Origin of the sequence: Dyella jejuensis (assembly GCF_044904675.1) — a bacterium.
Classification (GTDB): Bacteria; Pseudomonadota; Gammaproteobacteria; order Xanthomonadales; family Rhodanobacteraceae; genus Dyella_B; species Dyella_B jejuensis.
The window spans coordinates 63,790-83,760 of the sequence record NZ_JADIKJ010000016.1 but is presented as its reverse complement, the minus strand read 5'-3'; the positions used below and the strand labels follow the sequence as shown (position 1 = coordinate 83,760).

The window sequence follows — 19,971 nt, the reverse complement described above, 5'->3', positions numbered from 1 at the left end:
CCAGAACAGCGCCGAACGCCAGGCTGCTTTGCAACCGTGGATGCATCGTTACAATCACCATCGACCTCATTCCGCCCTTGGCTACCAACCGCCTATCAGCCGGCTAGCGCGGAACAACGTATCGAACTTCAACACCTAGGTGCCGGTCGATGCCATATTCGCAACGCACGATGCGTTGATCGATGCTCGCCTGCAGCAAACGGTTGTTCGGCAAACTGGGATCGTCGACGTTTTCCTGCGAGCGCGAAAAGTGCTCCAGGTGCATGGCCAATGCCGCCCATTTCAATGCGCGCCGGTGTAACCCGGCGTTTTCCAGGCGCACGACCAGTTCGCGGTCTTCCGCACCGTAGCCTTCCATGCGCTCATCGAAGCCGTTGATACGCAGCAGATCCTCGCGCCAGAAACTCATGTTGCAGCTCATTACGCGACCGCCGTTGCGCGAGCGCGCTTTCCAGCGCGCCAGCATCGGCTGACGAAAAGCATAGAGCCGGCGCGTGCCATCGAATTCGTGGAAATTCGCCTTCACCCAGGGGGCATAGATCGGCCTGCCTCCGGCCAGCAGCCGCTCGCTTTCCTGGCGATCCGCCTTCAGCCGGCCGCCTTGCAGGAAGTAACCCGGCTCGGCCAGCATCAGGTGGTCGGCGACAAAACGGGGATGCACCAGCATGTCGCCATCGAGCAGCAAGATGTAATCGCCACGGCTCGCTGCAATGCCCCGGTTGCGACAGCGCGCCGCTCTAAAGCCCAGGTCTTCCTGCCAGATGTGTCGCAACGGTACGGGAAAATGTTCGCCGGCGCGGGCGATCACGGCGGCTGTTTCCGGACCGGAGCCATCGTCGGCAATCAATACCTCGTCGGGCAGGCGCGTTTGCGCCGCCACGCTTTCCAGCACCCGTTGCAGTGCCGTGGGCCAATTGTAGGTAATGATGATGAGCGAGACTTTCATGCATCGTTCGCGGGCTTGACGGCAACCGGCCGGCCGAGCGTAGTACTCAGCGCCAGCGGCAGCCAGGTGATCAACCAGCCGGGACGCGGACTGTCGAGCAGGTGCGGCAGGTCGAACTGCACGGCAATCGTGCCGAATACCCATAGGCCCAGCACCACTAATCCCACCGTTTCATGCCGGTGCCGCCAGGCACGCCAGCCCAGTGCGAGCCACAGGCACATCCAAAGCAGCAAGGCAGGCAGGCCGAGTTCGATCGCCAGTTGCGCGAACATGTTGTGCGCATGGTCCAGTATTTCTTTGCCCGCCTTGATCTGGAAAGGGCTGCCCTGCCCCAGTCCGCGCCACGGATGCTGCATGAACAGCTTGACCGACTGCGCGAAGATCTGTGGCCGCAACGACCAGCCGCGCTGCAGCAGCAGGTGCAGGCCCGCCGCGACACCGATTGCCCCCAGGGCACAGAGCAAACCCGCGTACAGCCATGCACGGCGGCTGCCGCGGCACAGCACCACCACGATCAACGAAACGAATAGCGCCGCCCAGGCACTGCGCGTAAAGGTGAGCAGCACGAACAACGCAAGTGCACTGATCGCCAGCCACTTCACGCCATTCCCGCGCCAGCCATCGAAGCGCCAAGGCCACAGCCACAGCAAGCCCGCTCCCATGCCTGCCGCGGCAAGATTGGCGTTGGCCATGACGCCGATGCCGGTCAAGCGCCCGTCGGCGGCCGGATGCAGCGCACCATGGATCATGTCGAACACGGCCACGACCGCCAACACCAGGCTGCAACCGATCAGCAGCCACTTGGTACGGCGTTGGTCACCGTTGAATACCCACTGGCAGGCCACCAGGAACAGCAGGATGCTGAGATTGCGGGCGGCTTCGTCCGCCGGGCGCGCCGCATGCGTCCAGGACAGGGAAATCCAGCCCCACGCCAGCAGTACGATCACCCACGGCATCAACGGCAACGTGCAGAACGCAAGCAGGCGCTGCGGCCGCATCGCCGACAAAATGATCACCGGCAGCCACATCGTCAACGCCAGCACATCCTGATAGGCCTTGCCGGGATTGTAGGAAACACCAGCCGGCATCACGGCCATGCCAATGACCAGCCATGCCATGCCCACGATCAACAGGCGGCGCAGCCATCCGGTGACGGACGTATCGCCCGGTTCGGTCCAACCGCGGGATTGGGGATGGCTATGCAAGGAGGTAGTCACGGGCGCTGCCCTGCCTGAGCGCGTAGATCGATCGGTGGCTGGGCGAAGTCGGCCAAGTGCTCGTCCAGGCCGAATTCGGCACGTACCAGATGTTGGTCCCTGGCCGCGTACAGGAGTTTGTTGTTGGGCAGTTCGGGATCGGCAGGATCCAGGGACGACACGCTGCGATGCTCCAGGTGCAAGGCGAGCGCGGCAAACTTGATCTGGCTGCGGCGCAGGCCCGCATTTCGCAACCGGATATCGATTTCCAGGTCCTCGCTGCCGTAGCCATGCATGCGTTCGTCGTAGCCATTGACGCGCAGCAGGTCTTCGCGCCAGAAACTTACGTTGCACCCCATCGGATGCCCGGTGGAACGGGACTTGATCCGCGCCAGCCACGGCAACCGCAAGGTGTGGTGGCGGCGGCCGAAGTGATACGTACTGCGGTCTTTGTCGTCACGGAAATAGGCGTCCACGAACCAGCCGAATTGCGGCCTGCCGCCGCCAAGCAGGCGTGCGGTTTCGGCCTCCGTAGTGCGGATGCGCGTGCCTTGCAGGAATCTTCCCGGCCGGGCCAGCGCCATATGGTCTTCCACGAAGTTGGGATGAACCAACATGTCCCCATCGACCTGGACCACGTAGTCGCCACGCGCCGCGGCAATGGCGCGATTGAGGATGCGTGCCTTGCGAAATCCTTCGTCCGGCTGCCACACGTGTCGCAGCGGCACTGGAAAGGTACGGGCGATATCGCGCAGCAGTTCGGCGGTATCGTCGCCTGAGCCGTCATCGGCCACGATCACCTCCTCCGGCAGCCGGCTTTGCCCGGCCAGGCTGCGCAGCGACAGCGCCAATGCCTCTTTCCAGTTGTAGGTGGAGACCATCACGGTAATGCTGGTCGCAGATGATTGAGGCATGACGATCTCAGTTGCTGGTTCGATCTACGTGCGCCGTTGCATCTCTATCGCCATGCGGTCCGGCAAACTTCAAGCTGACGAGGGCGATTCGGTTCGCCCTCAAGCGGCGGCATCTTAACTTACCGCGCCCAGGTGAAAGGCAACGTGCCCGGAACGCGCGAATCCCGCGGCATGCCCCTGGTCCGCGTGGATGCCCGTAGAATGCGCGCATGGCGCCCCCTCTTCCATTCACGCTCGTTGTGATCACCCGCAACGAAGCGCAAAAAATCGCGCGTTGCCTGGACAGCGTGCCGTTCGCCGCCGAAAAGCTGGTGGTGGATAGCGGCAGCACCGACGAAACGGTGGCCATCGCCCGTGCCCACGGCGCCCGCGTGGTACAGCAGGAATGGCTGGGCTTCGGCCCGCAGCGCAATGTCGCCGCGGCCCAGTGCAGCCATCCGTGGATTCTTGCGCTGGACGCCGACGAATACCTCACGCCCGAGCTGGCCGACGAACTGCAACAGCGCCTGCCGGCGTTGATGGCCGGCGATGCGGCGGCGGGAATCCTGCGCCGGCATCTGATCTACATGGGCCGGCCGATGCGCTGGTATCGGCCCGCGGTGGGCGAGAAGATGGCAAGGTTCTATCACCGCGACCGCGCCCGCTGGAACGACGTGCGCGTGCACGAATCGCTGCAATTCCAGGGCGCGCCGGTCACCTTCAAGGCACCGTTCCTGCACGACAACAACCCCAGCCTGGTCGAGAAGCAGCTCAAGGTGCTGCTGTATTCCGAACTGAAATGCCGTGACTGGCTGGACAAGAACAAATCCACGCGGATGTGGCAAACCCCGTTCGTGTTCGCAATGGCCTTCCTCAAGGATTACCTGCTGCGCCTGGGTTTCCTCGACGGCTGGCGCGGCTACGCGATTGCGCAGACGGCAGCCAGCTACGCGGCCTACAAGCGCATGCGCTATTACGAAATGCGCCAGAATCCCGCCTCCCGCGACACCGCAGCCGCCGCGCTCACCCGCAGCGGACTGGATCATTGACCATGTCCACGCCTGCTACGAAGTCCTCCACCGCAAGCAAGCATTACCTGCTGTATGGATCGGAACGCTATGCACTGGCGATCCTGCGCCCGCTGCAAGCAGCCATCCGTGCGCGCGGCGACGAAGCCGCATGGTTCTTCGATGGTCCCGGCGCGGAAGACCTGCTGGAAGACGAACCGTTGCTTACGGTCGCGCAAGTGCGCCAGTGGAATCCGATCGCGGTGATCACGCCCGGCAATCACCTGCCGCACTTCTTCCCCGGCGTAAAAGTGGAAACGTTCCACGGATTCAATGCAGGCAAGCCCCGGCATGTCTACATCCGCGGCTTCTTCGACCTGTATTGCACCACCGGCCCCAGGGACACCGCCCAATTCGGCGCGCTGGCGCAGCAACTGGGCCACTTCAGCGTGACCGAAACCGGCTGGCCCAAGCTCGATCCCTTCATGCAGGAAATCGCCGGCCCGCTGCCGCCGGTGCGCAAGCCGCCGGTGATCCTGTATCACTCCACCTTCTCGCCCTCGTGGAGCGCGGCCGAAACGCTGTACGAGGAAGTCAAGCGCCTGTCGCGTACCGGCCGCTGGCGCTGGATCGTGTCGTTCCATCCCAAGATGGCGCCGGCGACAGTCGCGAAGTTCAAGGCGCTGCAAAACGAGCACCTGAGCTTTGCCGAGAACGACAACATCCTGGAGCTGTTCCCGCAGGTGGACATGATGTGCTCGGATACGTCATCCGCACTGAGCGAGTTCCTGCTTACCGGCAAGCCGGTGGTGACCTTCAAGAACCGCGCACCCGGACCGCAGCTGATCGATATCGACGATCCGGCGCAGTTCGAGCCCGCGATCGAGCGCGCGCTGTCGCGTCCGCCGGCATTGATGCAGGCGATCGAGGCATTCGGCGCGGCGATCCATCCTTATCGCGACGGCCGTTCCAGCGAACGGGTACTGGATGCGATCGATGCGTTCATTGCCGCCGGCGGCCGTAATCGCAAAGCCAAGCCGCTGAATTTCTGGCGCAAGCTGAAACTGCGCCGCCGCATCGGCTATTGGGGGCCGGCCTAAGCAAGAGCCAGTTCAGGCTCCCATCTCGCTAGAATCACGACCACCCAAGACGGATGGCCCAGAACTCGTGTCGACCAACAGTTATCGCCGATCCGAAGTATTGCGCGGCTTGTGGCCATGGCTGCCGTTATGGACCCTGGTTGCGCTGGCCGCGATCTTCTCGCATGGACCCATGCCGCTGTATTCCACCCGCACGCTCGCGGTGGCGTGGGAAATGTGGCACGAGCATCACTGGCTGGTGCCGTACATCAACGGCGAGCCTTACAGCGAAAAGGTGCCGCTGCTGTTCTGGCTGATCCATGCCGGCTGGTTCGCGTTCGGCGTCAACGACGTCTGGCCACGCATCCTGGAAGTGATCTTCGGCGGTACGCAGCTGGTGCTGCTGTCGATGCTTGCGCGGCGCCTGTTTCCCGGCCGGCCGTGGGTGGTGAAGGCAGCACCGTGGATGCTGTTGGCGCTGTCGTATGCCTTCCTGTTCGGCCTGCAGATCATGTACGAAGTACTGCTGGCCGACTGCGTGCTGGGTGCCCTGCTATGCCTGGCCCCGAAACCGCATCGCGCCGAACCGCGCTGGCTGCTGTTTGGCCTGTTGATCGGCGCGGGCCTGCTCACCAAGGGACCGGTGATGCTTTTGCACATCGCATTCCCGTGGCTGCTCGGCCCCTTGTGGAACGACTGGGCGCGCGAGCATCGCGGCCGCTGGTATGGGCGTGGCGTGCTGGCGATCGCGCTGGGCCTGGCGCTATTGCTGGCGTGGGCGATCCCGGCCGGTTTCAGTGGCGGCGAAGCCTACCGGCATCGGCTGTTCTTCACGCAGACCGCCGGTCGGGTGGTGAACGGGATCCAGCATGATCAGCCGTTGCAAAGCCATCCGCACTGGTTCGGCTGGTATCTGATATGGCTACCGATGCTGCTGTTTCCGTTCAGTGCGTGGCCGCGTGCCTGGGCGGCGCTGGGTACGCTGCGCCGGCCGCTGGATAGCGGCGTGCGCTTTGCCTTGTGCTGGCTGCTGCCTTCGTTCGTACTGTTCTCGGTGATCAGCGGCAAGCAGTGGTATTACCTGCTGCCGGAGTTCGGCGGCTGGACATTGCTGCTGGCAGGCGCGATCGCGCTGTTGCGTGAGCGACGGACCGCGCTGGCGGACAACTATTGGCTTGGCAGTTGGCCGCTGGGTATCGGCAGCGTCCTCTTCGCAGGGCTGCTGTTTGCGCTGCCCTATCTCGCCCAGGGGCATCAGTTGCACAGCGCATGGGCCGAGGGCGCCGCACCGTACAGCCGTACCTTCAGTGTGTTGTTCCTGCTGCTGGGAGGCCTGCTGCTGATTCGCGGTCGTGGCGAGATGCGCCGCGTGGCGGTCGCCGGGCTGGTCGGCGCCCTGGCGCTCAATACCTTATTCACGCTCACGCTCTGGCATAAATACGACCTCGCCCCTGCGTCGGCGCTGATTTCGGCGGCACAAGCCGAGCAGCGCGCCGTTGCCGTGGAAGGCAATTACGAGGGGCAGTTCCATTTCGCCGGACGCCTGGGCCAGCCAATCACGGAGCTGCGCTCCCCCGCGGCCTTGCAGGAATTCGCCGGGCAGCATCCCGATGGCCTGATCATCACCCATCCGGAGGAGCTGGCACCTTCCGCCCTGCGCTACGCGCTGCTGGCGCAGCCATTCCGCTCGTCCTGGGTGGTGGTGTGGCCGGCGCCGGCACTGGCTGACCTGCGGGCAGGCCGTACGCCGGCCGAACCCGCGCAACCGCCGCGCGTCTTCCCCACCGCGACCATGACGCAGTACGGCGCCCAGCCATGAATACCGCGCTGATCGCCGGCCTGCGTGCCCAATGCGGAGGTCCCCGTGACGGCGCGCTGCTGCGCTTTTCATTAGGCAAGGCGCTGCTGGATGAAGGCGACCACGCCACCGCGGTCGAAGAACTTCGTCATGCGCTGTCGTTCGATCCCGATTATTCCGCCGCCTGGAAATTACTGGGCAAGGCCTGCCTTGCCGCCCACGACACGCCAGCGGCCGCCGATGCATGGCGGCAAGGCATCGCCGTCGCGCAGCAACGCGGGGACAAGCAGGCGGAAAAGGAAATGACGGTGTTCCTGCGCAGGCTGGAAAAGAGCGAGCCATAGCCATGGCGCGGTGCGCGATCACCACCGCGCATCGATCGCTATCGCTTCAGTAGGGACTTGGCCGGTTATCCGCCGAATATCGTTTGTAATGCCATTGGTATTGGGCAAAGGCGATATTGACGCATTTCTCCACGCCGCGATTGAGCGCAGCGCAGGCACGCGGCAGGCCGGCATCGTCCAGGCCATCCGGCGCCGGCAGGAAATGGATCCGATAACCCGCGCCACGCGGCAGGCGTTCGGCGAACGCAAACAGCACGGTGGCGCCGGTGCGCGCCGCCAGGCGCGGCAGCAACACCATCGTCATGGCCTCGCGTCCGAAAAAGGGCGCGAACTCGCCCTCGCCCGCACGCGGCTTCTGGTCCGGCAGGATGCCCACCGTGCCGCCGGCGGCCAGCCGCTTGTACAACGTGCGCACGCCAGCCCCCTCGGCACGTACCTGCTCCGGCGCGAGCGCACCGCGCACCCTGCGCAGCAGCGCCTCCACCGCGGCGATGCGCGGCGGCCGGTAGAGAATCGCCATGGGCGTCTTGCGGCACAGCCAATAATTGAGCAGCTCCCAGCAGCCCAGGTGCGGCGCGGCAATGATGACGCCCCTGCCGGAGGCCAGCGCAGCATCGAACAACGCTTCGCCACGCACCTCGCGCACCAGGTCGAGCGCGTGTTCCGCGCCCGCGCCCCAGACCTTCACGATCTCGACGATCGACTTGCCACCTTCGGCCATCGCCTCACGCAGCAGCCTGGCGCGCGCGGCATCATCCAGTTCCGGCCGCACGATCGCCAGGTTGACCGCGGTGTAGCGGGCCATCTTGCCACCACGCCGCAACGCCAGCCGCCCGCAGGCCGCGCCGATGCCCTGCAACCAGCGCAGCGGCAACCGCCCGAGCAGGCGCAGCAGCAGGTAGACGAGATAGATATCAGGACGCATGGATGGCAGCGGCGAACGTGAGCGGACGCACAGGGTAGAGGAGCAAGCGCCCGGTAGCGAGGGCAGTCCTCGCCTGCATGCGCGGAACCAGGCGCACCGCTCGATTCATGCTCAAGCCGATTCATGCTCAAGCATCAGGCCGATCTGCCGTTGACAAGCCATGCACCCGCATGAGCCATGGGCGCGGGCGTTCGCGTCCAGGCGACTTGGCTCTCGTCGCTTATCCGTCCATCCTTTACCTTGCAGCGCTACCGCTTTATCCAGGCACCATCCTTCATCGCATGATCGCCCTCATCCAACGAGTACTCTCGGCCCGTGTCGACGTGGCAAGCGAAACCGTCGGCAGCATCGGCCCCGGCTTGCTGGCCCTGGTTGCCGTGCAGCCCGACGATGGCGAAACCCAGGCCCGGCGCATGCTGGAACGGTTGCTCGGCTACCGCGTGTTCTCCGATGAAGCCGGCAAGATGAATCGCTCCTTGTCGGATACCGGCGGCGGCCTGCTGCTGGTAAGCCAGTTCACGCTGGCGGCGGATACCCGCTCCGGCATGCGGCCGAGTTTCACCAGCGCCGCTTCGCCGGAACATGGGCGAACCTGGTTCGAGCGTTTGGTCGAACTGGCGCGCGCGACACATCCAAGGGTGGAAATCGGGCGCTTCGGCGCCCATATGGAAGTGCACCTGGTCAACGACGGCCCGGTAACGTTCTGGCTTGACGTGCGTTAGCCCATGTACGTGCAGACGTCTCTTGCGAATCCTCTCGTCCTTGCCGAAAACCGCGATTTGGCGCGATTTTTGCGTGGAGGTGCGTGCGGATTTTTCACTTGAAAACTGGTCAAAAAAGCAGCACATCGCTATACTGATTGGTTCCTATCCCGCGGCGGTTGGTATGAATAACAAAGCCCACGAGCAACAGTCGGAAATCAAAGCGCTCATCTCCAAGGGTTTGGAGCAGGGCTATCTGACTTACGCCGAGATCAACGATCACCTCCCCGACGACATCGTCGATCCGGAGCAGATCGAAGACATCATGGCAGTGCTCAAGGGCGTGGGTATCGACGTGCACGATGCCGCGCCCGATGCCGACCCGCTCGCCGACAACGCGCCGGGCTCGGCCTCCGACGATGAAACCGCCGCCGAAGAAGCCGTCGCCCTGCTCTCGGCGGTGGATGCGGAAGTAGGCCGCACCACCGATCCGGTGCGCATGTACATGCGCGAGATGGGCACGGTGGAATTGCTTACCCGCGAAGGCGAAATCGCCATCGCCAAGCGCATCGAGGAAGGCCTTACCCAGGTGCAGACCGCACTGGCCAGCTTCCCGCTGACCATCGAGTTGCTGCTGGAAGAATACGACCAGCACCTGGACGGCAAGCGCCGCCTCAGCGAAATCCTGGCCGGTTTCGCCGATCTGGAACAAGCCGCCGACGCCGCGCTGGCCGAAGCCGAAGAACTGGCCGCTGACGCCGACGGCACCGACGACGACGACGACGATGTCGAAGCCGCCGGCGACGACGAGGAAGCCGGTCCCACCGGTCCCGACCCGGAAGAAGTCAAGCGCCGCATGGAACTGCTGCGCGACTACTACGGCAAATTCCAGAAAGCCGCGCCCAAGGCCGCCGATATCACCGACAAGAAGGTGACCAAGCTGCGCGACCAGATGGCCGAGGAATTCCTCAAGCTCAAGCTGCCTTCGGCGCTGATCGACGGTTTCGTGCGCAAGCTGCGCGAAGTGGTGGGCAACATCCGCCATCACGAGCGCGTGCTGATGGATATCTTCGTCAAGCACGTGAAAATGCCCAAGGCCGAATTCCTGAAAGCCTTCCCCAGCAACGAGGGTAACCTCGAGTGGGCGGCCGAACTGGGTCGCAAGCGCCAGAAGTGGTCGCCGAACATCAAGAACTATCGCGAGGCGATCGATGCCGAGCAAGACAAGCTCGCCGCGATCGAGAAGAAGCTGTTCCTGCCACTGACCGACATCAAGGAAATCAACCGCAGCATGTCGGTGGGCGAAGCCAAGGCACGCCGCGCCAAGAAGGAAATGGTGGAGGCCAACCTGCGCCTGGTGATCTCCATCGCCAAGAAATACACCAACCGCGGCCTGCAGTTCCTCGACCTGATCCAGGAAGGCAACATCGGTTTGATGAAGGCGGTGGACAAGTTCGAATACCGTCGCGGCTACAAGTTCTCCACGTATGCCACCTGGTGGATTCGCCAGGCCATCACCCGTTCGATCGCCGACCAGGCACGCACCATCCGCATCCCGGTGCACATGATCGAGACGATCAACAAGCTCAACCGCATCTCGCGCCAGATGCTGCAACAGTTTGGTCGTGAGCCGACGCCGGAAGAGTTGTCCAAGGAAATGGACATGCCCGAAGACAAGATCCGCAAAGTACTGAAGATCGCCAAAGAACCGATCTCGATGGAAACCCCGATCGGCGACGACGAAGATTCGCATCTGGGCGACTTCATCGAAGATACCAACGCCAGCTCGCCGATCGATTCGGCCACCGAAACCGGCCTGGTAGAAACCGTGCGCGACGTACTCGCCGGCCTCACCCCACGGGAAGCCAAGGTGCTGCGCATGCGCTTCGGTATCGACATGAATACCGACCACACGCTGGAAGAAGTCGGCAAGCAGTTCGACGTCACCCGCGAGCGCATCCGCCAGATAGAGGCCAAGGCACTGCGCAAGCTGCGTCACCCGAGCCGTTCGGAGCAACTGCGCTCGTTCCTCGATATCGACTGAGCCAATCCGTCCAGCATTGAAGCAATAGCCCCGCACTCGCGGGGCTATTGCTTTGTGGCGGCCTAGGCCTATTCGTCCGCGCCACCGATGGAACGGGTTCTTCCGTTTCAGCGGACAAGGACACGATGTGCCAACACATCAGTCCAGTCACCCTCGACGCTAGACACCTGTCCCCGCTAACATAAAGAGCTACCATCGGCAGCGCCTTCGCACACGCCACATGGGCCTATAGCTCAACGGTTAGAGCAGGGGACTCATAATCCCTTGGTTCGAGGTTCGAATCCTCGTGGGCCCACCACAAACGCATTCGACGCTGTTCGTGTGCGGGAAACCATAAAGTGGCCACTTTGACCACTTTATGATCTCCTTGAAAGCATAAGGTGGCCATCCTCGGTTGCACAGCCACCGATGCAATGTCGTGGGAAGGTCCAGAACGCCAACCACTCCCTCAACAATCGAGCAACTTCGCTAGCGAAATTGACCGTGGCCGGCAAACTGGCTGCCATTATCATCATGGCGTTGCCTATTCTTGACGTCGAGCCTGTCCACTATCGGGGGACGTCGAGCAGGCAACGCTCGCGAGCAGCGGAGAGCGGCCGGTCGACTTCGGCCATAAGCGGACGGTCGATGCCAGAATTTAGCAGCGCGAAGCCGCGTAGCGGTTGAACGTCCGATGGAATGAATTGTTGGCGCGCTATTGCGAGATGAGCAGAAGAGAAGCTATTCATGCACCAGCCGTAGCACAAGCTGCTCGTGCGCCGCTGGGCTCGGAAGATGTCGGACTCCATCGCCAGGCAAATTGCGCAGGAGCAGCAATCCGACGACGAGCAGAAAGCGCATACGGCTAATCATATGAGGGGCGTATGGCGGCGAGCGTTACAATAGGGAGTGAGCCCAAGGGGTCGACTAGCCAAGCCGGCCATTCGCGCTACTTTTCATCCGGGTTGATTCCGAGGAACCGTCTCAAATGGGTCCCGCCATCAGCTCAGCTCGCCCATGAATACTGCTACTTTTGCATGACGCCTGCGTGCAGATGCTGGCCGAATACGAAAAGGCGCGCGCCCATCTGGTTCGCTTCAAATTCCGAGACGCCGACGAGGCTGACGAGTTCGAACGCCTAGCCAACGAGGTCGGCTCGATCGAAGCGATGAAGCAGCTAGGTCGGCTGGACACAGTGCGACGTGTGGCCATAAACACCATCACGATGGGCATGGTGTCCGACTGCCTTCACCACATCTATGAAGCGCTGCGGTGCATGGAGCGCCGGAAGGTCGTGGTGGCCTTCAATTTGCTGCGCAAGCCGCTCACCGATAGCCTCATTTATCTGGCCTGGATGCTGGGCGACGAAGACGGCTTCTATGAAGCTTTCTCCAAAAAGTCGCCCGCAGGGCTGGCCCCTAAAATCGTTGGCAATCGGCGCCAAGCCATTCTCCAAGCCGCCCTTGAGAAGACCGCCCTTAAGGGCGTGATCCAGAGCGATTGGCTCCATGCGGTCCTATTCAAGGACGACTTTGAACGCGGCCTCTACAAAACCCTGCAACGTGCCGTGCACCTCATCACCGTGAGTCGGGAAGCGGTGAAGACAGAACCGGAGAACTTCAATTTCATTTTCAAGAACTACGCCGACAATGATTCATACGACGGGCTCTACGAGGTGCTGCCACTCGTACTGCTCTTTCTCGCGCATGTGATCGAAGGTTTCTACGACCGCATGAAAGCCATGGACCCAGGAGCAAGAACTGCGTTCAAGGTCCGCACGATCACGAGCATGTTTCTGCTGAGCGACGATCCGAATAGGATCAATGAGACCCGGAAGGTCCTCGTTAAGCTATCGCGAATTTTGGCTTGCCCTAATTGCAACAAACCACTCATTCTGACCCAACACAACATGGCGCGCCTTCTGATGCGGGAGTCCTTCCGGTGCACTGGATGCAGGACCGTAACGCCTTTCCCTTTCTCCTATATTTTTTAACTCCTAAGGCCCCGGCACTTACCGCATAGTTCTTGATCAATCGGTAATCCATCTAAGGTCCGCTTCGGATCGTACTCGGCCCTTCGAAGTACCCTCGGTCGTGGCCGCGGGCGCAACGATTGCCCGCGGCGTGGCATCCACGATCTTACCCTGGCGCAGCAACAAACCCTTTTGGCCAAGATGGGCGTTGACCGCCTCCAGCAGCTTTCCGGCCAGATCATGCCGCTCCAGCAAGCGGCGGAATTTCAGGATCGTGGTTTCGTCGGGCAACGCATCATCACCCAAGTCCAACCGGGCGAAGTGCCGCATCGATTCGATCTCGTACAACGCATCTTCCATTCCAGGGTCGCTCAGCGCATACCACTGCTGCATAAAATGGATGCGCAGCATCGTACCCAACGGCATCGGTGGCCGACCACGACGGCCTGCCTTCGGGTAATGCGGCTCAATGATCGTTTCGAGCATCGACCACGGCATCACTTGATCCATCTCCGACAGAAACACCTCGCGGCGCGTGCGCTTCTTCTTGGCGTCAAAGTCCAACGAGGCGAAGGTGGTTTGCTTCATGGGCGTGACGGGTTCAAGGCGATGGGTCTAGGATGCACCAAGTCGGGAATAAATCAGAGCATCCTTAGATCAGCCAAAAAAAGGAACCCGCCGTGGTGGCAAGCGACGAACAGTTAGATGAAGGTTATGTCCTGAGGCCAGCGTTTTGGCAAAAGGGACAGGCACTCGGCTTTCCGATCCAGTTCGACGTCGTGCTGAAACATCTTCGCCAGGATATGCGCGACGACTGGTACTTCGACTGCCTCCAGTACGACGATCTGTTTAATGCGCCGGACGAAGCCAAGCGCATCATTATTTCGATGCTCCAGGAGTGGAACGGCGTCTACGCCGGTACACGGAGCGTCGTACGAAACATCCCCAAGAAAGGATTTGGCGAACGTTACGGGTTAGAGACTGACTTCTTCGATCGCTTCATCTATCAGGCGATCTGTAGCTTCCTAATCCCGTACTTCGACAAGCTCCTAGGACACAGGGTACTAAGTTACCGCTACAACCCGGATCCTCAGAACAGGAAATATCTTTTTAAAAATAAGATCAGCCGCTGGTTGACCTTCGAGGGAGTGACTCTCACCTTTGTCCGTTCGCGTAAATTTCTGCTGGTTACCGATCTCAGTAATTTCTTTGAAAACATTTCTCGCGAGCAGATCATTGCCGGGCTAGAGAAAGCCATTCCGAAATTGGATGCAACAGGTTCCGAGAAACTACAGATTCGCAACGCGATAAGCACCCTCGACCGACTATTAGGGCAATGGACTTTCAGTGGCAGCCATGGACTTCCGCAGAATCGCGACGCCTCCTCCTTCCTGTCAAATACCCTACTGACCGGCGTCGATCAGTGGATGACGGAGAAGGGGTACGACTACTACCGCTATGTGGATGACATCCGCATCATTGCCGACACCGAACTTCAGGGCCGCCGAGCTTTGCAGGACCTCATCCGGCAACTGAGAACGGTCGGACTAAACATCAACGCCACCAAGACCGCGATATTACCTCCCGAGTCACCTAAGGAAGATTTAGTCAAGTTTTTTCCCTCTCAGGACAGTACAACGACGGCGATTAATCAGATGTGGCAATCGAGAAGTCGCCGCGTTGTGACCCGTTCCTTCACCTATATTTTCGAGATCTTGGCCAATTGCATCAGAACCGGAGACACACAAACGCGACCCTTTCGCTTTGCCGTAAACCGCGTCGCCCAGATAGTCGAATCCGGACTTTTTGACGTAAGCGACGCATTGGCCACCTCCTTACTCGACACCCTTTCTAAATCCTTGTCAGATCATGCGGTGACAACGGACCAATACTGTCGCCTTATCGCGATTCTTGATCGTGAAGGGCGCTGCCTGCCGGTACTCGAGGCATTTTTACTAGCCGACGATAAAGCCATTCATGAATGGCAGAACTACAACATTTGGCTGCTTCTGGCTATGCGAAAATATCGCTCCGAAGACCTAGTTGCACTCGCTGATCGCAAACTACAGCAGGACATGCGATCGGGAGAGGCTGCGGCCATCCTAATCTGGCTTCGTTGCGTCGACGAAAAGAGACTGATCGAAAGAAGTATCGCCGGTTTCGACAACCTACCCTACCAGAATGCCCGCTATCTGCTGATCTCTTCTTCGGTGTTAGACGATGAAAGCCTCCGTCCTCTCTACGGCAAAGTACCCACGGGACTCAAAGCCACCAGGTCCCGCACTGAGCACTACAAAAATGAAGAGGGACTCCCTTTTGCTGTCCGCGAGCAATCCGACATACTGAATCTTGTCGACGAGATCAGCGAATATGACTGACCTCAAATGGAAGCTATTTCTCTTTTTCAAGGACTTCTCCGGCCGCGGGGCTGATTCCTTTTATTGGCTTGAGAACGATCGGCTGGAGGAGGCAAGCGCCGCCGACATCGTGGCATTTTCGGGTGCCGTCGTATGCCACGACTTCTGGTTGATCCGTGATGTCCTTTATGACATGGCAGGTGACCTGCCAGCCACGGTCATAGATGTCGACGAATTCAAGATTTCGATCAGTGGTAATCCCGACGATCGACTCAACAGAGAAAAGCTGGACGTCACCAATGAACTTGAACAATTCGGCGCCCGCCCGGAAATTAGCTCTGCATACAAGCGCATGTTTAATCGAAGAATCGACTTCAACGCGGACGTTGCAAAGGAGGCCGCGGTCGCTATCGCCAAACTTTTCACGACACTATGTGAACGGGCTCGTGCCGATGGCGAAATTGAACGCTTCTTTACGGTTGAGGTGCCCGTATATCGCCTCCTACAAAAGGCCATGTCTGCCGGAATTGCCATCAATGCCAGCGGCCTGTCTGAGAAGCGCCGCGAGGCGGAGCATGATTACTTCTTGTGCTTGAAGAACTATTCCGCAAAGCACGATATGCCTCTCGAGACGCCGTCTAGGTCGGCAATTGAAAACAGGCTTCGCGCTGCTGGGTTCGAATTCGATGGCGTTTCCATGGAATATGTACTGGAGTTCGTGCCCCACAAGGATGACTTCGGTAGCGACACAATCGCGCTTCAGAATTTTGACGGAGCTAAACGAGTGCTGTCGTCGCTGACTCTGTCGAGTGGCTGTACGCGCCCGATCATCGATGTCTTCGGTTCGCGGACTTCGCGGGTACATCTGCGAAGCCCTTCTCTTCAGAACATTCCCAAGAAGTACCGGTCAATCATTACGGCCCACAAGGGAGCCAACCTCTGTTACGTTGACTTCGATCAGTACGAAGTCGGCATCATGGCAGCTCTGTCTCAAGATCCGCAGCTCGCCGCTCTCTATGTGGAAGGCGATATGTACGAAGACTTCGCAACAACTCATCTCGGTCTCACCGCAAACAGGAAGGCAGCCAAACAGCTATTCTTGTCATATGCCTATGGAATGAGCCGCAATTCCCTGATCGACGCTGCGGTGTCGTTAGGCGCGGAACGTGCACGTGCGAAAGAAGCATTCCGGCTCTTTACGAGATACGAGCAGTGGAAAAAGGAAATATGCGCAAACTTTCAACGCGATGGCCGAATCTCCACGGTACTCGGTAACCACTTCAAGCGCGGCGGTAGCGGTGGGCTCACGGGCAAGGAACAACGATCTGCTGTCAGTCAAGTCGTGCAGGGCACCGCCTCCTTAATTTTCAAGAGAGCACTGCTCGAGGTCGATAAGATAGACGACGTAACCATAGTTTTGCCAATGCATGACGCACTACTTTTCGAACACCGGAGAGTAGGGACGCCTGCCAAAGTTGTTGCCGCATTCGTGGCCGTAATGACCGAAGTGCTGGCGCACCAGATCGTTGGCAAGGCCTCGGTCAGCGAGTTCGTGCTGACGTAACGCTCATTTGGAGCTTACCCTCCAAACTTATTCACAGCCTTGCAGCTCGTTTGCTTTAAACGGCCAAACTATGCGAGATGGCTGTGGCCAAACTTTGTGAGATCGCGCATCGTATTTGGCTTAAAGCAAAACTTGGCGGAAATCGCCAATTATGATGGACGGTAAGCATAAACCGTCGTGTATGTTGATAAATTCAATAGTTTGCACTGGGCAAATTATTTTCGGCCGGACATCTATAACCTCGTTTTGTGCTCAACCATAAATTGGTCAAAACGGTAATCAGCCATAACCAGTAGACAGATCTCCGCACACGGATCCGGCTAAGTCATACAAGCAAGCCTAGGTACCGTCGTATAACCTGATCTCAGTGCATTCAACAAATCGTCTCACCATCTGAGACAACGATACGGTACATTAACTGGGTCTAAAAACATTAGGGACAGCTGTGTCCGCAGACAACGAGCATTGCGCCCGGACATGCCTCGCTCGACCCAACGTGACGGGCTGTGATCACAGCCAGGGGCCACCATGACGATCGAATTTCGCCAAGGAGGTCGAAGGATGTCTGCTGACGATTTCTTCGAAGGCATTTTAGATGACGTCTTTGAGCAGCTTGCCGACGACCTGCATGGCAAAGCCGCCTCCGTCGTTGACCCGCAAACGGGCAAGCATGCACCCGTCTTCGTGCGTAGTATTGGGAACGAAAGCTGGACGATCCATACCAGTGGCTCGCCCGCTTTTGCGCGTGCAGTGGAGCAAAGGTTGGGTCTCAACAAAGGAGAAGTTCACGCCATGAACGAACCGGCCAAGCGCGAGCGACTGGTCTATGTAGCACATGCCCACGAAGACAAAAGCATAGTCGAGCCGTTAGCTGAGGGGCTTATGCAGCGCGGCATCAACGTCTGGTACGACACGTGGGAGATCGGATACGGTGACAGCCTTCGCCGAAAGATGGAAGAGGGTCTCGGCAGCTGCACACACTTCATCGTGTTGTTGACCGAAACGTCCATCATGAAATCCTGGGTCAATGAAGAAATTGATGCCGGGCTGATGAGTGCCGTCGAGGGAAGCGCAAAATTCATTGGCCTTCGTCACAATCTTCCGTTGGCGGCAGTCTCGCCGTTTCTAAAAACTAGGCTTACACCCGAGTTCAAGCTCGATGAAGGCGGCTTGAACACATTGGCTGGAGAAATCCAGGGAATTAGCAAGAAGCCTCTGCTGGGTGAAAGTCCGCAATACGTTCAATCGCATTCGCCCGGATCAACTTGGTCCGCCGCAGCACGGGTGATCGCCGAGTATTTCGTACGTAACAGCCCAAACGGACGGCCGATGGAGCCTCAGGCTACCTATACTGAACTCCAGGAGGCAACCGGATTGCCAACGCCTGACGTGCGAATCGGCGTTCTTGATCTCATCGGCGCTGGACTACTGGAGAAGCGGGATTATTTGGGCGGGGACGCTATTATTTGGCCCAAATCGGACCTCTTCGCTACGTTTGACAGTGACTTCATGGGTTGGCAACCGGAAAAGGACGCGCGCGATCTCGCTGTGCACTTGATCAATTTGGATACGGAACAGGTGCAGACCGATAACATGTATCAGGCGCTTGGCTGGGAACCCCGTCGATTCAGCGCTGCAGCGGCCTATCTCGTGTCGGCACGGGTAGTGAAACCTATTGAATGGATGGACGCCGCCGAATGCTGGCCGCATGGTTTCATCATGGGCGATGAACTACTCAGGTTCGTGCGGAGTTTCTAGATCATGCTGAGAATTGATCGTATAGCACTGCCCACGTTGCTGCGCCCTGTATTCGAAATTCAAGCAGAACCTACGCGCGACGGAGATATCCGAGTAGCGGTACTGGCCGGACAACGGTCAGCTCCCAGATAGAGGAGTTTCCACTTGTCGAACAATCGCTACTTGAGCACCATCTTCTGGGATGGCTATATGTTCGTGCGCCCACCCTTAACCGCCCATCGGGCCATCTCCCGGCGTTGAGATGGCCTCACCATTTTTTTGCCGTCGCTTCTTCAACAGATCCGCGCTGAGCTGAGCATCGGCATACATCTTCTTCAGGCGCCTGTTCTCTTCCTGTAGCTCCTTGAGCTGCGATATCAGCGAGGCGAACAGGCCACAGATCGCCGAGACACAGGTAGAAACGTCCGCCAAATCGGCCCAGCGTCAAGCTTGGCGCTGGGCCAGCTTGCACTTATGGTTTTACATTGAGCTTTTTAAGGAGCGCAGTTCCCAACGCACGGATAGATTCGCTTTCCGCCTTTCGCCACGAAAGCACCGTTTCAGCGAGGGGATTGACACCGTACTTTATGACGTCAAACGCAATCGAATGAGCTTCATGTTGATCCTCGTCATCCAATGTCACCTGAGTCAGTTCCACTACAAATGGAATTAGCTGGCTGCTACCAAAGACCTGCAGCTCACTTAAATGCCGCCACAGCTGCTCGTTAAGCGCGACCATTTCAGTACGCCCGTCTAGCTTCCCCTCCCTCATGGCAGCGGCCATTTCAAATTTATATCGATCGGACTCTGAATACATCAGCACAACTGTCATGTACTGACCGCCGCCATGGAGCGGCGTGTTGACCACCTCTCCTCTATATATGCCGATAGCTTCGCTTACGGAGCCATCAAGCAGTTTCACCCCATCCACGCCTTCCAATGGACTGCTCATGCCCACGATGGTATCGATCATGCGACGCACCCATTCGCCGCTGAGCTTTTTGCGATTTTCGAGCTTCTTCCCGCGCGCTCGAAAACGACCGCTAATGTTTTGCTTGTTGGGATCGAAGATAAGATCTACGTGCGTGGCCTCGACTGCAACAGCAGCACCGAGCAGCCGGTGGACAGAGTTTTCCAGGCTTTCAGGATCAAGTGAACCACCGAATACATCCTCGCCGCCGCGGCTTTGCGCGACCAAGGTCTGCCAATTACGCATACCCTCCGTCGCCGCAATGGCCTCCAAAGCCTGCGTATGAGGAATTTTCAATTGATATTTTTCGGCCAGATAGGTCGCAAGCCGACGCGCACGCGCCTTATGCAAGTCACTCATGAGTTGCTCCAAATTAGGCAGCCTTTCGAGGACTCGCGTTGCCTTGGCTGCACGATTGAAGAATCATGAGAACCAACTTTATTCTTACTAGATCACTGG

The 19,971-nt window shown here is 59.2% G+C and carries 17 protein-coding genes, 1 tRNA gene and 1 pseudogene; 12 read left to right on the top strand and 7 right to left on the bottom strand.

Annotated elements, in window-relative coordinates; translation table 11 throughout:
* Window positions 1-139: integrase core domain-containing protein (locus tag ISP15_RS14935; RefSeq protein WP_404546719.1), on the top strand; the 139-nt coding region annotated here is incomplete at its 5' end.
* Here ISP15_RS14935 and ISP15_RS14930 read toward each other — a convergent pair.
* From ISP15_RS14930 to ISP15_RS14920, 3 genes are read right to left on the bottom strand one after another with little or no spacing between them, the layout of a single operon-like run.
* Complete coding sequence (locus tag ISP15_RS14930; protein ID WP_404548435.1) at window positions 104-946, bottom strand: glycosyltransferase family 2 protein; 843 nt, start codon at window positions 944-946, stop codon at window positions 104-106. The genes ISP15_RS14935 and ISP15_RS14930 overlap by 36 nt on opposite strands.
* The gene (locus tag ISP15_RS14925; protein WP_404548434.1) at window positions 943-2,163 is read right to left on the bottom strand and encodes an O-antigen ligase family protein; all 1,221 of its coding nucleotides are present in this window, start codon (window positions 2,161-2,163) and stop codon (window positions 943-945) included. Before ISP15_RS14925 ends, ISP15_RS14930 begins: the two co-directional genes overlap by 4 nt.
* Window positions 2,160-3,056 carry a glycosyltransferase family 2 protein gene (locus ISP15_RS14920; RefSeq protein ID WP_404548433.1) on the bottom strand — a complete coding sequence of 299 codons (897 nt, stop codon included), beginning with the start codon at window positions 3,054-3,056 and terminating at the stop codon, window positions 2,160-2,162. Before ISP15_RS14920 ends, ISP15_RS14925 begins: the two co-directional genes overlap by 4 nt.
* 209 nt (window positions 3,057-3,265) lie before the next feature.
* Between ISP15_RS14920 and ISP15_RS14915 the strand changes: the two genes are divergently transcribed.
* From ISP15_RS14915 to ISP15_RS14900, 4 genes are all read left to right on the top strand, one after another.
* Window positions 3,266-4,084 carry a glycosyltransferase family 2 protein gene (locus ISP15_RS14915; RefSeq protein ID WP_404548432.1) on the top strand — a complete coding sequence of 273 codons (819 nt, stop codon included), beginning with the start codon at window positions 3,266-3,268 and terminating at the stop codon, window positions 4,082-4,084.
* 2 nt (window positions 4,085-4,086) lie between these two features.
* Window positions 4,087-5,142 carry a CDP-glycerol glycerophosphotransferase family protein gene (locus tag ISP15_RS14910; protein WP_404548431.1) on the top strand — a complete coding sequence of 352 codons (1,056 nt, stop codon included), beginning with the start codon at window positions 4,087-4,089 and terminating at the stop codon, window positions 5,140-5,142.
* 67 nt (window positions 5,143-5,209) lie between these two features.
* A complete protein-coding gene (locus ISP15_RS14905) occupies window positions 5,210-6,940 on the top strand; it encodes an ArnT family glycosyltransferase (RefSeq protein WP_404548430.1) in 1,731 nt (576 codons plus the stop codon).
* On the top strand, window positions 6,937-7,263 hold the full coding sequence (locus ISP15_RS14900; RefSeq protein ID WP_404548429.1) for a tetratricopeptide repeat protein: 327 nt from the start codon (window positions 6,937-6,939) through the stop codon (window positions 7,261-7,263). The genes ISP15_RS14905 and ISP15_RS14900 overlap by 4 nt, the downstream gene beginning before the upstream one ends.
* A gap of 46 nt (window positions 7,264-7,309) precedes the next feature.
* On the opposite strand, the gene ISP15_RS14895 is transcribed toward ISP15_RS14900, so the two are convergent.
* Complete coding sequence (locus ISP15_RS14895; protein WP_404548428.1) at window positions 7,310-8,188, bottom strand: LpxL/LpxP family acyltransferase; 879 nt, start codon at window positions 8,186-8,188, stop codon at window positions 7,310-7,312.
* A gap of 281 nt (window positions 8,189-8,469) precedes the next feature.
* Here ISP15_RS14895 and dtd point away from each other — a divergent pair, with 281 nt between their 5' ends.
* The 4 genes from dtd (at window position 8,470) to ISP15_RS14875 (ending at window position 12,905) form a co-directional block, all read left to right on the top strand.
* Window positions 8,470-8,910, top strand: coding sequence for a D-aminoacyl-tRNA deacylase (gene dtd / locus ISP15_RS14890; RefSeq protein WP_404548427.1), 441 nt, complete (start codon window positions 8,470-8,472; stop codon window positions 8,908-8,910).
* A 163-nt stretch (window positions 8,911-9,073) separates the two neighbouring features.
* Window positions 9,074-10,933 (top strand): RNA polymerase sigma factor RpoD, encoded by a 1,860-nt coding sequence (gene rpoD, locus ISP15_RS14885; protein WP_404548426.1) that lies wholly within the window; start codon window positions 9,074-9,076, stop codon window positions 10,931-10,933.
* 222 nt (window positions 10,934-11,155) lie between these two features.
* A tRNA-Ile gene (locus ISP15_RS14880) sits at window positions 11,156-11,231 on the top strand.
* A 729-nt stretch (window positions 11,232-11,960) separates the two neighbouring features.
* Window positions 11,961-12,905 (top strand): hypothetical protein, encoded by a 945-nt coding sequence (locus tag ISP15_RS14875; RefSeq protein ID WP_404548424.1) that lies wholly within the window; start codon window positions 11,961-11,963, stop codon window positions 12,903-12,905.
* Between the two features lie 36 nt (window positions 12,906-12,941).
* Here ISP15_RS14875 and ISP15_RS14870 read toward each other — a convergent pair whose 3' ends face one another.
* On the bottom strand, window positions 12,942-13,472 hold the full coding sequence (locus ISP15_RS14870) for an IS5 family transposase (RefSeq protein WP_404548423.1): 531 nt from the start codon (window positions 13,470-13,472) through the stop codon (window positions 12,942-12,944).
* A gap of 92 nt (window positions 13,473-13,564) precedes the next feature.
* On the opposite strand from ISP15_RS14870, the gene ISP15_RS14865 reads away from it, so the two are divergent.
* From ISP15_RS14865 to ISP15_RS14855, 3 genes are all read left to right on the top strand, one after another.
* Complete coding sequence (locus ISP15_RS14865) at window positions 13,565-15,262, top strand: RNA-directed DNA polymerase (protein ID WP_404548422.1); 1,698 nt, start codon at window positions 13,565-13,567, stop codon at window positions 15,260-15,262.
* Window positions 15,255-16,805: a DNA polymerase gene (locus ISP15_RS14860; RefSeq protein ID WP_404548421.1), complete on the top strand. Its 1,551-nt coding sequence runs from the start codon at window positions 15,255-15,257 to the stop codon at window positions 16,803-16,805. Before ISP15_RS14865 ends, ISP15_RS14860 begins: the two co-directional genes overlap by 8 nt.
* 561 nt (window positions 16,806-17,366) lie before the next feature.
* Window positions 17,367-18,563 (top strand): toll/interleukin-1 receptor domain-containing protein, encoded by a 1,197-nt coding sequence (locus tag ISP15_RS14855; protein ID WP_404548420.1) that lies wholly within the window; start codon window positions 17,367-17,369, stop codon window positions 18,561-18,563.
* Between the two features lie 188 nt (window positions 18,564-18,751).
* Here the strand turns inward: ISP15_RS14855 and ISP15_RS14850 are convergent.
* Together ISP15_RS14850 and ISP15_RS14845 are read right to left on the bottom strand one after the other, a co-directional pair.
* Window positions 18,752-18,938, bottom strand: a pseudogene (locus ISP15_RS14850) (IS3 family transposase); the annotation flags it as partial.
* A gap of 76 nt (window positions 18,939-19,014) precedes the next feature.
* Entirely contained in the window at window positions 19,015-19,872 is an 858-nt protein-coding gene (locus ISP15_RS14845; RefSeq protein WP_404548419.1) for a glyoxalase superfamily protein, read from the bottom strand.
* Window positions 19,873-19,971: the final 99 nt, after the last annotated feature.

What these genes read in the sequence shown, in the direction of transcription:
- ISP15_RS14930 (WP_404548435.1), bottom strand. Translation starts at nt 946, where the DNA reads ATGAAAGTCTCGCTCATCATCATTACCTACAATTGGCCCACGGCACTG.
- ISP15_RS14920 (WP_404548433.1), bottom strand. Translation starts at nt 3,056, where the DNA reads ATGCCTCAATCATCTGCGACCAGCATTACCGTGATGGTCTCCACCTAC.
- ISP15_RS14915 (WP_404548432.1), top strand. Translation starts at nt 3,266, where the DNA reads ATGGCGCCCCCTCTTCCATTCACGCTCGTTGTGATCACCCGCAACGAA.
- ISP15_RS14910 (WP_404548431.1), top strand. Translation starts at nt 4,087, where the DNA reads ATGTCCACGCCTGCTACGAAGTCCTCCACCGCAAGCAAGCATTACCTG.
- ISP15_RS14900 (WP_404548429.1), top strand. Translation starts at nt 6,937, where the DNA reads ATGAATACCGCGCTGATCGCCGGCCTGCGTGCCCAATGCGGAGGTCCC.
- ISP15_RS14895 (WP_404548428.1), bottom strand. Translation starts at nt 8,188, where the DNA reads ATGCGTCCTGATATCTATCTCGTCTACCTGCTGCTGCGCCTGCTCGGG.
- dtd (WP_404548427.1), top strand. Translation starts at nt 8,470, where the DNA reads ATGATCGCCCTCATCCAACGAGTACTCTCGGCCCGTGTCGACGTGGCA.
- rpoD (WP_404548426.1), top strand. Translation starts at nt 9,074, where the DNA reads ATGAATAACAAAGCCCACGAGCAACAGTCGGAAATCAAAGCGCTCATC.
- ISP15_RS14870 (WP_404548423.1), bottom strand. Translation starts at nt 13,472, where the DNA reads ATGAAGCAAACCACCTTCGCCTCGTTGGACTTTGACGCCAAGAAGAAG.
- ISP15_RS14860 (WP_404548421.1), top strand. Translation starts at nt 15,255, where the DNA reads ATGACTGACCTCAAATGGAAGCTATTTCTCTTTTTCAAGGACTTCTCC.
- ISP15_RS14855 (WP_404548420.1), top strand. Translation starts at nt 17,367, where the DNA reads ATGTCTGCTGACGATTTCTTCGAAGGCATTTTAGATGACGTCTTTGAG.
- ISP15_RS14845 (WP_404548419.1), bottom strand. Translation starts at nt 19,872, where the DNA reads ATGAGTGACTTGCATAAGGCGCGTGCGCGTCGGCTTGCGACCTATCTG.